This is a genomic window from Bartonella sp. MR100HLJHH (assembly GCF_042194215.1).
GTDB lineage: Bacteria > Pseudomonadota > Alphaproteobacteria > Rhizobiales > Rhizobiaceae > Bartonella > Bartonella grahamii.
Window position 1 is genome coordinate 228037 of sequence record NZ_JBHIMR010000002.1, and the last position, 13814, is coordinate 241850.

Annotated in this window: 10 protein-coding genes; 6 read left to right on the forward strand and 4 right to left on the reverse strand. The window is 40.8% G+C overall.

The window, feature by feature from the left end:
- Nucleotides 1-775 precede the first annotated feature (775 nt).
- The 4 genes from infA to ACFIJ7_RS02330 all read left to right on the forward strand — a co-directional run bounded on the left by infA (nt 776) and on the right by ACFIJ7_RS02330 (nt 3748).
- Nucleotides 776-994 (forward strand): translation initiation factor IF-1, encoded by a 219-nt coding sequence (gene infA / locus ACFIJ7_RS02315; protein ID WP_004857577.1) that lies wholly within the window; start codon nt 776-778, stop codon nt 992-994.
- A gap of 220 nt (nt 995-1214) precedes the next feature.
- Nucleotides 1215-1928, forward strand: coding sequence for a Maf family nucleotide pyrophosphatase (locus ACFIJ7_RS02320; RefSeq protein ID WP_375635662.1), 714 nt, complete (start codon nt 1215-1217; stop codon nt 1926-1928).
- 21 nt (nt 1929-1949) lie between these two features.
- A complete protein-coding gene (gene yacG / locus ACFIJ7_RS02325) occupies nt 1950-2234 on the forward strand; it encodes a DNA gyrase inhibitor YacG (protein ID WP_015856851.1) in 285 nt (94 codons plus the stop codon).
- Between the two features lie 305 nt (nt 2235-2539).
- Nucleotides 2540-3748, forward strand: coding sequence for an MFS transporter (locus ACFIJ7_RS02330; protein WP_375644525.1), 1209 nt, complete (start codon nt 2540-2542; stop codon nt 3746-3748).
- A gap of 426 nt (nt 3749-4174) precedes the next feature.
- Here ACFIJ7_RS02330 and ACFIJ7_RS02335 read toward each other — a convergent pair whose 3' ends face one another.
- The 3 genes from ACFIJ7_RS02335 to ACFIJ7_RS02345 form a co-directional block, all read right to left on the reverse strand.
- The gene (locus tag ACFIJ7_RS02335) at nt 4175-4546 is read right to left on the reverse strand and encodes a helix-turn-helix domain-containing protein (RefSeq protein WP_375635628.1); all 372 of its coding nucleotides are present in this window, start codon (nt 4544-4546) and stop codon (nt 4175-4177) included.
- Between the two features lie 1752 nt (nt 4547-6298).
- A complete protein-coding gene (locus tag ACFIJ7_RS02340) occupies nt 6299-6631 on the reverse strand; it encodes a hypothetical protein (protein WP_375644526.1) in 333 nt (110 codons plus the stop codon).
- Complete coding sequence (locus ACFIJ7_RS02345; RefSeq protein WP_375644527.1) at nt 6628-7224, reverse strand: DUF3472 domain-containing protein; 597 nt, start codon at nt 7222-7224, stop codon at nt 6628-6630. The genes ACFIJ7_RS02340 and ACFIJ7_RS02345 overlap by 4 nt, the downstream gene beginning before the upstream one ends.
- A 733-nt stretch (nt 7225-7957) precedes the next feature.
- Here ACFIJ7_RS02345 and clpB point away from each other — a divergent pair.
- Complete coding sequence (gene clpB / locus ACFIJ7_RS02350) at nt 7958-10537, forward strand: ATP-dependent chaperone ClpB (protein WP_375635632.1); 2580 nt, start codon at nt 7958-7960, stop codon at nt 10535-10537.
- 856 nt (nt 10538-11393) lie between these two features.
- The gene (locus ACFIJ7_RS02355) at nt 11394-12533 is read left to right on the forward strand and encodes a hypothetical protein (protein WP_375644528.1); all 1140 of its coding nucleotides are present in this window, start codon (nt 11394-11396) and stop codon (nt 12531-12533) included.
- Between the two features lie 241 nt (nt 12534-12774).
- Here the strand turns inward: ACFIJ7_RS02355 and ACFIJ7_RS02360 are convergent, their stop codons facing one another.
- Nucleotides 12775-13146 (reverse strand): helix-turn-helix domain-containing protein, encoded by a 372-nt coding sequence (locus ACFIJ7_RS02360; RefSeq protein WP_375635663.1) that lies wholly within the window; start codon nt 13144-13146, stop codon nt 12775-12777.
- Between the last annotated feature and the right edge of the window lie 668 nt (nt 13147-13814).

Genomic DNA, 13814 nt, shown 5'->3' on the forward strand with positions numbered 1-13814 from the left:
TGTTGGGTAAGAAGCTGGGTTGTAGAGCATTGTTTTCAGAGCAGCGCGGGGGTGGTGATGTGGAAGTTTCATTTGGCTGCTTTCTGTGAATGTATAAAAGCGTAAAAACGGAAATGTGCAAAAAAGGAAAAGGATTTATGTCGTTAGGGGGCGTTGTGGTTAATGAGACGGAATGTATAGGGATCGTGTTTTCAAGCTGGGAGTGCAACATAAATAGAAGGAGTGGCTTAGATGAAATGTGTGGAGAGAGGAAAAATGGGTCAGGCTGTGCGGGGAAATGCATAGAGAGTGGAGAGGGCTGTGGAGCATGTCGTGGATGGATTTGTGAAGGATGTTTTTGAAAAAAGGAGAGGGCTTCTGGATGGGGAGAGGTGTTTGCATTTATCCCAATGGCGCGTGTTTAGGGTGTGGAAGGCGGAAGGTGAGGAAAAGTTGGAGGGATGAGGATTGTTTGTAAGTCGTGGAGATAGTCAGAGGCATTGGGAAAACGCTTGAGGGGGAGAAATTTTAGCGCAATTTCTCGTCACTCTGAAATCAAGATCATCCTAAAAATTGGAGGAAATGGGTGGGAAAAATTGGTGGAGAGAAAGTTTTGAGCCTCAATGTGTGTGGTGATATGTGTGGTGATGTTTTTTGAGCGCATGAGAGAGTAAACTTGAAAAACCTTTCTCTTTTTGTTGAATTTTTATTCACAAACTTAAGAAAATAGGATATGAACGCTGGAAATAACGCACAGCTTAATAAAATATGTGCACTGTAAAGGAAATGTTTGTTTATGTCAAAAGAAGAAGTTTTAGAATTTTCTGGTATCGTTACTGAACTCTTACCGAATGCAATGTTTCGTGTGAAACTGGAAAATGATCATGAAATTATTGCGCATACTGCTGGTAGAATGCGGAAAAATCGTATTCGCGTGTTGGCAGGTGATAAAATCATGGTGGAAATGACACCTTATGATTTGACAAAAGGGCGCATTACATATCGCTATAAGTAGCCTAAGGGGTGGCTTGCGCTTTTTTGTAAAAGCCATCATATTATTTCTATTATTTTTTAACAGTTTTTAAGCTTGCTTTTCATGAGTGAAAAAAGGGGAGTGTTTGAATGGCATTGAAAAACTGTAAAATCAATGCGGAAAAAAGATAAGGAGATTAATGGCGCTTAAAAAGGGGGCGCGTAAAAGGGGCGAGAGGGAAGTCGATTGTGAAGGGGTGGAAATGAAAAATATAAGAGAGTGGGGGAAAAAACGTTTGGCAGATGCTCTTACAGAAGGAATTCATTTGGTGCTTGCTTCTGCTTCGCCAAGACGTTTAGCGCTCTTAGCACAAATAGGGATTGATCCTCAGCAGGTTTGTGCAAGCGATATTGATGAAACGCCAAAATTAAAAGAACATCCTGCAAATCTTGCCAAACGTTTGGCAAAAGAAAAAGCGCTGAAAGCCCAAGAAATTTTGCGCTGGTACGATCAGAATGGTCAAGAAGAGTTGCAGAATGGTCAAGAAAAATTACCTCAACAGAAAATGATTATCTTGGCTGCTGATACGGTGGTGGCTGTGGGGCGCACCATTCTCCCCAAACCAGAGGGTGAAGACGAGGCTTATGAATGTTTGCGATACCTTTCTGGGCGTTCGCACAAGGTCTATGGCGCCGTTTGTGCGCTCAATGAACGTGGAAAAATAACCGTAAAATTGGTTGAAAGTCGTGTCCGTTTTAGACGCTTAACTTCTTCCATGATGAAGGCTTACCTTGCTTCTGGTGAATGGCAAGGGAAAGCTGGTGGCTACGCTATTCAGGGAAAAGCCGGTGCTTTTGTTGTCTATATCACGGGTTCTTATTCTAATGTTGTGGGATTGCCTTTGGCTGAAACAGTCGATCTCTTGACCGCTTATCACTATCCACTTTTCACTCATTGGGTTGAAGAAACGCATTAGAAAAACTTTAAGGCAAGATCAATGCAAGGTGAAAAGCAACAAAAAGAAAAAAGCAAAAATGAAAAAAAAGGAACAGAAGAAAAGTTAATGAAGGAGCAGATGACAAAGGTGCGCCAAGAAAAAAAAGAGCTAAATTTGCAAAAAGAGACTCGTCCTCCGCATCCTTGTCCTATTTGTGGTCAAATGTCACAACAAAACGCCTATCCTTTTTGTTCCACACGGTGCCGAGCCATTGATCTTAATCGTTGGCTTTCAGGCGCTTATATTTTACCGCCCCCGCCGCAGAAAAGTGATGAAGAAGAATAAAGAGTCCTCTTGAGGAGAGAATGCTCAGAGCGTTTTTCGTGTTGGAGCTGAAGGTGAGGGCGCGCGGGATTATCGTAAATGGATTCAAGAGCTGGATTAACGGCTTGGTTATTGTCGTCATTCGCAAAGACGCAGATTAAGTTCAATCAATGATGAAAGTTTTAATACATATCTAAGACTTAGCACCAGTGGTTTTGTAATTATAAATTGCTTTGTTGCGGAAGGTCGTTGATGCCTTTAGGGTGTGAGGGAAGAATTGATAATCCAATCAGTATTGCTAAGGAAAAAGAGGGGGGCGTGTTTTAGTGCAAATAGACGGGGCAACAAACAATCGCTTGTTGGTGCTTTTGCTGGGTAATGGCATGGTGTCATTTGGGGGCTGGATTGATTATATCGTGATTTTGACCGTATCTGTGTTCATCTGGAAAGCTGATCAATATGATGTCGCTTTCATTGGAGCGGCAACATTATTACCGGGTATCGTTCTGTCTAAGCCAATTGGAATGTTGGTAAGTCATCGTTATATGATACATTGGTTGCGTGCATCGTTGTTGTTACGGGCGTTATGTACTGTCGTTTTATTGATGGCGACGAGTCTGCAGGGATTTATTATACTGGCAGTTATTCGAGCGACATTCAATAGTCTAGCCATTCCAGCAATTTTCGTTCTCAGTGCAAATTCTGTGCCTAAACACGAACGTACTCGTTACTATTCTGTGCTTAACATGATCAATAGCATGGCGAAGATGATAGGACCTGCTTTGGGGAGTACGCTCTCTGCGTTTTTGTCAGATACATATACTTTATTGTTTTCTGGATTTCTGACGTTGCTAGGCTTTATAGTGTTTTGTTGTATTGGTGCACAACCTGTCTCGTCGCTCATAGTAAAAACAGCGAACACCATGAAATCACAGCATAGGCTTTATGGGACAACTTGGTATGCCTATGTGGCGGTGATGTTTGTGTATTTTGCCATGATCTTTATGGTGAATAATCAGTTGCCTGTCATCCTTAATGCACTGAAAATGAATAAACAGGCTCTTGGGATGTTGGTATCTGCTTCAGGGATTGGTAATTTTTTATATGGGTTTTGGAGAGTGAAACAATCAAAGCATAAACCCCTTACAGGCAAAATATCAGAGTTGTTAATGCCTGCAATGTCAACAATGGTTTGTTTTGTAATGATTTCAGTGTGCTTTTTTTACTTGGATTTACTCCGTATTGAAACTTTGTTTTTCTGTTCTTTTCTTGTTGGAATGGTTAGTGCCTACTTTTCCATATCTTCTAATGTTTATCTGGTAACCAATTTCAATGAACAGATTGGGTTGGCTTCTGGATGGGTGCAGTCTATACAAAATTTAGCTATGTTGGTGGCTCCCTTTGTTGGAGCGTTTGTTTTAGGTCACACTTCGGCTGGGCAGTTGTTCCTTTTTTCTGGATTGAGTGGGTTATTCTGTTTATTGGGTATCAGGATATTGGTAAGCCGTCCTTTGTTCATTATTCATTCTGAATGATTGGCTCATCAACGAAACATGTGTTGTAAATCATTTTTCTGAGATTTAGAGGACGTGGAGATAATCCAACATAGAGCAGCTTTTTCAACGTTATAAGCTCAATCTTTTGATTTTTACTTAACCGCTCATATGTTTTTTTCGGGGCTTTGCCTTCTTGACACTGTTCTACCGTCTCATAAACTCAAGCGGAGACATGGTTTTGAGTAACGATTGCACTGTATTGAACCCTGTTATGCTACGAATAGTTAAACTTTCAACCCCAGCCACTGATCCTCAATCAGCTTGGCTTGAAGCAATAACGGAAACAGAAAATGAGCTATAGTATAAATTATCCTACATGCCGTAAAATATCACTCTTTGAGGGGTGTGGTGATATCAAGTATGGGAAATTTTAGGCAGGGGGTATGTTAACTGTTGTGCTTTTGCTTAATCAGAAATCAACCACAAGATTGCTTTTTGTTTTTTCGGCTGGAGCTCTCTAAAGTTTTTTAAAAGGGTGTGTTCTTTTTCGCTATAGGTTTCTTGATCGTGGTGTAAGAGAGTGTCTTTTATTGAGATATCTTCTTTTGTAGCAAGGTCTGCATAAAAAAAGCTCATGGGAACATCTAGTTTTTGGGCGATTTCCAGTAAACATTTGGCACTTACACGATTGAAGCCTTTTTCATACTTTTGGATTTGTTGAAAACTGACACCTAAATGGCTTCCTAATTCCTTTTGGGAAAGTCCTATTGAAATGCGTCTGTGACGGATTCTTTTGCCTATCAAAATGTCGATAAAATGTGGATTTTTAGTTGGCACTTAAAGCCCCCCTCCGGTTGCGAGCGCCCTCGCATTGGTATTCCGGGAGTCTGAAAGTACTGAGCTCTAGTCAGCTTTTTGCTTTTAGTGCTTAAAGCACCTGGACATAGCAAAATCTCCCGGAACCCCGGGACACCCACAAGAGTGGGTTCATTTTTACGCTAGAGCTTAGGGCTTTCAGTTCCCTCTTGATCGCTGCGTAGACGACCAAAATTACACTTTAAGTGATAAAGTAGTTTCAGGAAATTGGCAAGAAAAATTAAAATAATATCAAAGACTATAAGATTGGGTACTTTTTAAAAAAGTGCGAAATATGGATTATAAATCGCGTTTTTTGCTTAATCAGAAATGTCGATAAAATGTGGATTTTTGGTTTGCACTTCAAGCACCCCGCTGGGGGCGAGCGCCCTCGCATTGGTATTCTGGGAGTCAAAATACTGAGCTCTAGTCAGTTTTTTTGCTTTTAGTGCTGGTAAGCACTTGGACATAGCAAAAACTCCCAGAATCTCAAGATATCCGCAAAGTGGGTTTGTTTTTACGCTAGAGCTTAGGGCTTGTTTTCCCTGTTGATCGCTGCGTGGACGATCAAAATATCTTTTAAGTGATAAAGTAATTTCAGAAAATTGGCAAGAAAAATCAATATGTCATAAAACGGCGTTATTTGGAGAGGCGATGATATCAGGCATATCAATTTATCAAGGTGTTTTTTAGAGTGTGATGAATATTTAGGCTGGATTTCCTTGTCTGGTCTGATGAAACAGTTTCGTTTGAGGAGTGGGTGATCTGAAGTTTATAGGGGGTGTTGGGTAAGAAGTTAAATTGTAGAGTATTGTTTATAGATCACTGCGGAGTGGTGAACCTTTCATTTGGTTGCATTCTGTGAATGTGTAAAAGCGTGAAAACGTATATCCGTACAATGATGCGGAGGATTTGTGGATTTATGCATTGTGCGTGTTTTTGTCATGTTTGGCTTTTGTCTGGCGTGGAATGTGTTGACAGGATTGGCGAGCTGGAGGGTGTGCAGACTGGAAAGGAAATGAAAGAATGCTGTTAGGGGCGTTGGTTGGAGAAGAGTGTGTAGGGGGAAATGGGGGAATGATCTGAAACGAATGGGTGGTCAGTGGTGGAAACTTGCTATGCAAGCATTTGAATTATTTACAGACTATTGTTTATAGAGTGGCGTGGGGTGCTGGTTTGGAAGTTTCGTTGGCTTCGTTCTGTAAAGATGTAAAAGCGTAAAAATGTGAATCTGTAAAAATGAAGCGGAGGATTTGTCCTTTGTGTATGCTTTTATCATGGCATGGAATGTGGTGAGATAAATGGGGGGTGAAGAGACTGTGAATGGAGGGGGGAAAATTGAGATGAAGAGGGGTGTTAAGTCGTAAGTATATGACGGCGAGGAAGGGGTGTGTGGAATGGAGGATAAAGAGAGTGCGTATGGACAAAGAGAGGGGGTGGATAAGAGGCGGGTGGTGCAAAGGGATGCGTGAAGGATGGTGTAAGGATGATAGAGAGGGAGGTGAGGATTCTATTAAAAGGGTGTTGTGGTTTTGAGAGGAGGGTGAGAGTGGAGAAAATGTGCTGGAAAGCATGGTGATGAGGTAAGCTAAAGGGTATGGGATGAGAGAAGGGGCGGAAAAAGGAACTAGAAAATGGAGAAAAACAGTGGTGGGGAAATGAAAAAAGCTACCTCACCTCCCCTTTGTTTTCAAAGGGGCGTGAGGAATTTATGTTTTATCAAGAAGAAAAAGCTTAGTTTGCTTTCATAATTTTCCAAGTTTTTCCATCAGACATATACATGATTTTTTGGCCTGTGGTTACTTTTCGTATCTCATGATCGGTACGAATTGAGGAACTTGAAGCTGTGCGGTTGTCTACGAAGATTGATTTCCACATAAATGGGCCGGGGAGTGGGAAAAAGATATTGGGTGCCCAAGCACCATCTTGTAAATGAACGACGACAAGCTCTTCTTTTTTCAATTTATCCGAAATAGTTTGTGCAGAGAGGTCTTTCCCATTGGAAATGGGGACTTTCGGCTCAGCTGTGGGGGAGGCTAAACCTCTAAGGTCGCTTATACTATTCATGCACTGAATTTACATAATATTTGGACGACGTGAGGATCTTTACAGTGTCCTTCAGCAGAGGCATTTATGAACGCTTGGTATTTGTAATCAGCTATAGGGCTGAAAAAGGTGGAACTTTGTGGACTTAACACATAACAGGAGGAAAGATGCCTCTTCCAACGAGAATGGTCTTCAACAAAACTCGAAGATTTATAGAGTTTGCCAAAAGTTTTTGGAACTTCGATAACACCGACTATTGTTGCTTTATCAGCTATAAGGTCGATTATTGTTCCTGTAACTAGATTTCCATTCTTGGAAACATCCAATCTATATCGATGTCCAATTTTCCAAGGAAATTCAATATCACAGCGTACTCCTGAGCCCTCATGGGTAAAATGTTTACATTTCTCACTCTTCCATCCCGTGGCATTCCGGATAGAAAAGTGAATGGTGCGGGTGCCTCTGTTGAATAAACCAATATAGCCACTTTTTCCATTTTTGAATTGAAACTCGTTTCCCCAGAAATAGATGGAATGAGGTCCACCATCATAAGTTATTTGCTGAAAAAAAGAAAATGTATCAAATGACCTATTTTGAGACCATGTGTGTTGCATCGTGACAACTTTACCAGCAAAAACAGCGTAGCTTGGCTTGCTTATGAGACAAAATAGAATAATTATAAGAATATTTTTTACTTTACTGTACAAATTAACCTAATTTCATTTAATAAATTTGAAATGATTCCATAAATAGAAGTATATTTAATGTATTTTAAATAGAAAATATAATAAATACTTTTTATTTCACTCTTAACTACATGTCGTAAAATACGCTTTTTAAAAATCAAAAGGTGTATTTGCTTTCATTTAAATTCAATTAATTAATAATGATGTACTGATGTTGTGGTTTTACTTGTGAGGCTGTGCTGGAGGGGGCTGTGCTGGAGGGGGCTGTGATGGTGGGGGTTGTGCTGGTGGGGGCTGTGATGGTGGGGTTGTGATGGTGAGGCTGTGCTGGTGAGGTTGTGGTGGTGGGGTTGTGCTGGTGGGGTTGTGCTGGAGGGGGCTGTGCTGGTGGGGCTGTGCTGGTGGGGTTGTGCTGGTGGGGTTGTGATGGTGGGGTTATAGGGGAGTTGCAGTTTTTATTTAAATAATGACAGTGCGCCTTTCTCTCCCTCTTGCTATAGGGCTTGTGAGGACCCATATTCTTTTTAGCACTACGGTTCTTCTTCATGCGGCATCATTTGCGGTGTTTTGTGGGGATTAGTCGGTCCTTTGAAGATGTCTCTTTTGTGGAATGTTGGGGGAGTTTAAAGTGCGGCGGTGGCTTGAGATTTAAGGAAAAAAAATGAACTTGGAAAAATATAGCGAACGGTTGCAAGGTTTTTTACAATCAGCACAAAATAGTGCCCTCTCTTCTGATCATCAGCAATTTATGCCGGAGCATCTGTTGAAAGTGCTGTTAGACGATTCTCAAGGGTTGGCGGCATCACTGATCCAAAAAGCGGGTGGTGATCTTACTCTTATTCGAAAGGCGCTTAACAAAGCACTTGATGCTTTGCCAAAAGTGCAAGGGGGAAATGGACAGCTCTATTTGTCTCAGCCGTTGGCAAAAGTCTTTAACATGGCTGAAGATCTGGCGAAAAAAGCCGGTGATCAATTTGTGACTGTGGAGCGTGTGTTGCAAGCACTGATCATGGAAAAGACCGCAAAAACCGCTGATATTTTAACAAAGGGTGGTTTGACAGCGCAAGCGCTTAATCAGGCTATTAATGATTTGCGGAAGGGAAAAACAGCAACAAGCCCCCATGCCGAAAGCCAATATGATGCTTTGCAAAAATATGCTCGTGATTTGACAAAAGATGCTCGTGAAGGAAAACTTGATCCTGTTATTGGGCGGGAAGAGGAAATTCGCCGCACTATTCAGGTGCTTTCACGGCGGACGAAAAATAATCCTGTGTTGATTGGGGAGCCTGGGGTGGGGAAAACAGCTATTGTGGAAGGGTTGGCATTGCGCATTGTTAATGGCGATGTGCCTGAAACTTTGCGTGATAAACAGCTTCATGCGCTCGATATGGGAGCGCTTATCGCTGGTGCAAAGTTTCGTGGGGAATTCGAAGAGCGCCTCAAAGCGGTGCTGGCAGAGGTGCAAGCTGAAAATGGACAGATCATTTTGTTTATCGATGAATTGCATAATCTCGTGGGGGCAGGAAAATCCGATGGTCCTATGGATGCTTCCAACCTGCTAAAACCTGCTCTCGCACGCGGAGAACTCCATTGTGTGGGGGCTACGACTTTGGATGAATATCGAAAATATGTCGAAAAAGATGCTGCTCTTGCACGCCGCTTCCAGCCTGTCTTTGTGCCTGAACCTTCTTTAGAGGATACTATTTCTATTTTGCGCGGTATTAAAGAAAAATATGAACAACATCACAAAGTGCGCTTGGCAGATAGTGCTTTGATTGCGGCGGCGCGTTTGTCTAACCGCTATATTACGGATCGTTTCTTGCCTGATAAAGCTATTGATCTTATCGATGAAGCGGCGGCACGGTTGCGGATGCAGGTCGATTCAAAGCCGGAAGAACTTGATGCACTTGATCGGCGTATTTTACAGTTGAAAATTGAACGTGAAGCTTTGAAAACAGATGTCGAGCCAACAGCAAAAGAACGTTTGAAAAGCGTGCAGGATGAACTGAAAATATTGGAACAACAGTCCGCTGAGATGACAACGGCTTGGCAGGCTGAGAAACAAAAATTAGGGCATGCTGCTGATTTGAAAAAACAACTCGAAGAAGCACGCAATGCTTTGGCTATTGCACAGCGTGATGGACAATTCCAAAAAGCTGGAGAGCTCGCTTATAGTGTTATCCCTGAACTCGAAAAACAATTGAGCATCGCTGAAAATGATGACCAACAAAATCATCTCGTTGAAGAAACGGTCACTGCTGAACATGTGGCACGGATTGTTTCACGCTGGACCGGTATTCCTGTTGATCGAATGCTGGAGGCAGAACGGGAGGCGCTGTTGCGGATGGAAGATGAAATTAGCAAACGTGTGATTGGTCAGGGAGAGGCTGTTCAAGCTGTTTCTCGCGCTGTACGCCGCGCGCGCGCAGGGTTGCAAGATCCCAATCGTCCGCTTGGCTCTTTCATGTTTTTGGGTCCTACTGGTGTGGGAAAAACCGAATTAACCAAAGCTCTGGCCGCTTTTCTTTTCCAAGACTCCAATGCCATGTTGCGCATCGATATGTCTGAATATATGGAAAAACATGCTGGGGCGCGGCTTATTGGGGCGCCGCCTGGATATGTTGGATATGAAGAGGGAGGCGTGCTGACCGAAGCCGTACGCAGAAGACCTTATCAGGTCATTCTGTTCGACGAAATTGAAAAAGCACATCCTGATATTTTTAATCTCTTGTTGCAAGTGCTCGATGAGGGACGTTTGACCGATAGTCAAGGACGTACCGTTGATTTTCGTAATACCTTGCTGATTATGACTTCTAATCTTGGCGCTGAATTTTTAACCGCTTTGCCTGAAGGACAAACAACTGATCAGGCAAAAAATGATGTCATGAATGTCGTCAAAGCGGCTTTTCGTCCGGAGTTTTTAAACCGTATTGATGAGATTATTCTCTTTCAAAGATTGCAACGCCACGATATGGAAGCGATCGTCGATATTCAGATAGAACATTTGCAAAATTTGCTCAATGAACGCAAAATAACTTTGCAAATCGAGCCAGAGGTGAGGAAATTTCTTGCCGATAAAGGCTATGATCCCCTCTATGGTGCACGTCCGCTTAAACGGATTATCCAAAAAGAAATTCAAGACCCACTGGCGGAAAATATCTTATTTGGAAAAATTCACGATGAAACAACGGTGAAAATTATAAAACAAGGTGATCGGTTGGAATTTTTGCCTGAAGATTAAGTTTGAAGAAATTCACGCTATAAAGGGCGGTGATAATCCTATTATGTGATAAACACCGCTCTTTGAGGCGTGCTGATTTAGAAAAATTCACGATGAGACAGCGGGTGTTTTATTGCAAAGCAAAGGGAGTGGTCGGTGTTTTTGCATGTTAAATGAGTGTTCTCGAATATCGTAGGATTCTTTTACTTCTGTTTGTAGTGAAAACTATTTTCTTGCAATGTAATGAGTGAAGTCACAAGCGGGATTGCTTTATTGCTTTATTGCTTTGTGCGTAAAAGCGTTAAAGAGAAATGCCGTTTATCTGCCGTAAAACATTGCTCTTTGAGGGGGCTGATCTGTGACATGGGGAATTTTAGACGAAGATATTTTGACGATGGATTGGAGTTTTGCTGTTTAAGCAAAAGGTGGAGGATGCGGAAAATGCACTGCTCTCTCATTTTTTTCGGTGCTATGCGTTTTTCTGCTTTAAAATTTTGCTAAAAGTTTTTTAAAACTGTTTGATTGATCACAACTCTATGTTGGTGGCTCGTAGATAATGAAGCATGATTATCTGCACAATCAAGTTTGCTCCTTTGTAATTTTTTAATCAAGATAAAGACTTAAAAAACAAGACCTCTAACCTGTTTTTTGTTAAAATTTTCTCTATTCGCGTTATAAAAGCAAGTTTAAGTGGAGGTGTATAATAAAAATATCATCTATATCTTAATTGAGTCTATTTTTACCAATAAGCTAAAATACGGTAAATATTAAGTAAAACAAAAAGATAATGAACTTTTTTCAAGAGTTTTAATAAAAACTGTATTGGAGTTTATTGATCAAAAGGATCATTTGAAATTTAAGCGGGGGGTATAATCTCATGAACTTAGCCACAAACTTAGCCACAAACAAGGAATTAATTAACAGCTGGTTTGCAGAGGGCGTTAAGAGTTACAATCGGCGTATTCCAAAAGGCTTAAAGGATTTCTATGAGGATAGGAAAGATTCGTTAATAAGTGATGATAAGCTTCAACAGGAAATTTTGGACTCTTTAATACAGCGTATATCGTTAACACCGGATGATTCCAATCCATTAAAGATGTTTCTTGAACAAGGCATTTCTTTTAGGGAGGAGCAAGGGGCGAGAGTTTTTGATACTATTAGAGGTGAGCATTCGATATCTGTTAAAAGTGGAGAAAGCGTTGATCCATTTAAAGTGAATGATCCAGAAATTGACGCATCATCTATACCGGACAAACGAGAAAATACCCATACATTTACGATGACGTGTGATCGAAGAGAGCGTGCTTTTAGAGAAGAGTATGGGCTGGACAATCTTTTAGAAGAGATCAGATCGTTCTTCCGAAATCAGGATAATATTGAGAGTTACAATTGGTTAGAAAAGCTTATTGATAGTGCATTAAACAGTGAAGTTGCACCGTTACAAGAAACACAAGAAATCTACATTCCAGATATTCGTAATCTTCGTTTAGATGAAAAATCATATGAGCTCGCTATAAAAATCATTCGACAAGCAGTCAACTGTCTTGGGATTCACTCACGTTTGTACAATGCTTGTTATTTTCAAAAAGCTTGTTCTTTGCGTGATCTTGTATTCATTTTTGGCATAGGTGCTCAATTTGACATAAATGATCAAGTTCTTAACGAAGTCATGAATATATCGACAGTTTGTGACGCTAAAAATAACCTTTTAAAAGTGAAAGATTTTGGTGAGAAAAATAGCGATGTTATTGGTCTTGCTATGTCAAAAAAAGCGATATCTATCGATGACTTAAAAATAAAAAGGTATAGCAAGTTTGATCCAAGCAATTCGCGCACGAATATCTTGTTTCATATTTCGCAATCGTCATTATTTCGTCCGTTTGAAACAATGATTGTCTTTAAAGCAGGGACTGATGATCAGATTGAAAAAACAATAAAAAGGTACGAAGGCGCCAATGACATGAAGTTAAAAGAAGAAGCAGAGAAAGAAGCTTTAAGAAGAGTAAAAGTGCTATAAAAAAGATTAATAGAGGCATTCAAAAGTCATTGGAAAATTATAAGTGAAAACAAAAATGCAGCTGATTATTCTATCTGCCGTAAAACATTGCTCTTTGAAGGGGCGTGGTGTGCTAGAATATTTGAGGGCAGGGCTTGAGTTATTGAGCCTGATGAAGTGCTGTTGTTTGAGGGGGAAGCTGGTTTGAATTTGACTTAAGGGGGGGATATGAATGGAATAACGTTGATCGTTGCGCTGTTGCTTAATCAGAAATTAGCCACAAGATTGCTTTTTGTTTTTTAGATTTGAGCTCTCTAAAGTTTTTTAAAAGGGTGTGTTCTTTTTCGCTATAGGTTTCTTGATCGTGGTGTAAGAGAGTTTCTTTTGTTGAAAGATCTTCTTTTGTGGCAAGGTCTGCATAAAAGAAGTTTACGGGGACATCTAGTTTTTGGGCGATTTCGAGCAAACATTTTGCGCTTACACGATTGAAGCCTTTTTCATATTTTTGGATTTGTTGGAAACTGACACCTAAATGGCTCCCTAATTCTTTTTGGGAAAGCCCTATTGAAATGCGTCTGTGACGGATTCTTTTGCCTATCAAAATGTCGATAAAATGTGGATTTTTAGTTGGCACTTCAAGCCCCCCTCCGGTTGCGAGCGCCCTCGCATTGGTATTCCGGGAGTTAAAAACACTGACTTGACTCAGCTTTTTGCTTTTAGTGCTAAAGCACCTGGACATAGCAAAATCTCCCGGAATTCCGGGATACCCGCAAAGCGGGATAAATTTATGTGTCAAGTCTTCGGGTTTTTAATCCCTATTGGTCGTTGCGTAGACGACCAAAATTACACTTTAAGTGATAAAGTAATTTCAGAAGATTAGCAAGAAAAATCAAAATAATTTCAAAGACTATAAGATTGGGTACTTTTTAAAAAAGTGCGAAATATGGATTATAAATCGCGTTTTTTGCTTAATCAGAAATGTCGATAAAATGTGGATTTTTGGTTTGCACTTCAAGCCCCCTCCGGTTGCGAGCGCCCTCGCATTGGTATTCCGGGAGCCTGAAAGCACTGACCTCGAATCAGCATTTTGCTTTTAGTGCTGAGAAGCACCTGGACATAGCAAAATCTCCCGGAATTCCGAGATATTCGCAAAGCGGGTTCGTTTTTACGCTAGAGCTTAGGACCTTTAATCCCTCTTGATCGGTGCGTAGACGATCAAAATTACACTTTAAGTTAAAGGAATTTCAGAAGATTAGCAAGAAAAATCAAAAATTTTCTATTCTATTACGCCGTAAAACACGG

What these genes read in the sequence shown, in the direction of transcription:
- infA (WP_004857577.1), top strand. Translation starts at nt 776, where the DNA reads ATGTCAAAAGAAGAAGTTTTAGAATTTTCTGGTATCGTTACTGAACTC.
- ACFIJ7_RS02320 (WP_375635662.1), top strand. Translation starts at nt 1,215, where the DNA reads ATGAAAAATATAAGAGAGTGGGGGAAAAAACGTTTGGCAGATGCTCTT.
- yacG (WP_015856851.1), top strand. Translation starts at nt 1,950, where the DNA reads ATGCAAGGTGAAAAGCAACAAAAAGAAAAAAGCAAAAATGAAAAAAAA.
- ACFIJ7_RS02340 (WP_375644526.1), bottom strand. Translation starts at nt 6,631, where the DNA reads ATGAATAGTATAAGCGACCTTAGAGGTTTAGCCTCCCCCACAGCTGAG.
- ACFIJ7_RS02345 (WP_375644527.1), bottom strand. Translation starts at nt 7,224, where the DNA reads ATGCAACACACATGGTCTCAAAATAGGTCATTTGATACATTTTCTTTT.
- clpB (WP_375635632.1), top strand. Translation starts at nt 7,958, where the DNA reads ATGAACTTGGAAAAATATAGCGAACGGTTGCAAGGTTTTTTACAATCA.
- ACFIJ7_RS02355 (WP_375644528.1), top strand. Translation starts at nt 11,394, where the DNA reads ATGAACTTAGCCACAAACTTAGCCACAAACAAGGAATTAATTAACAGC.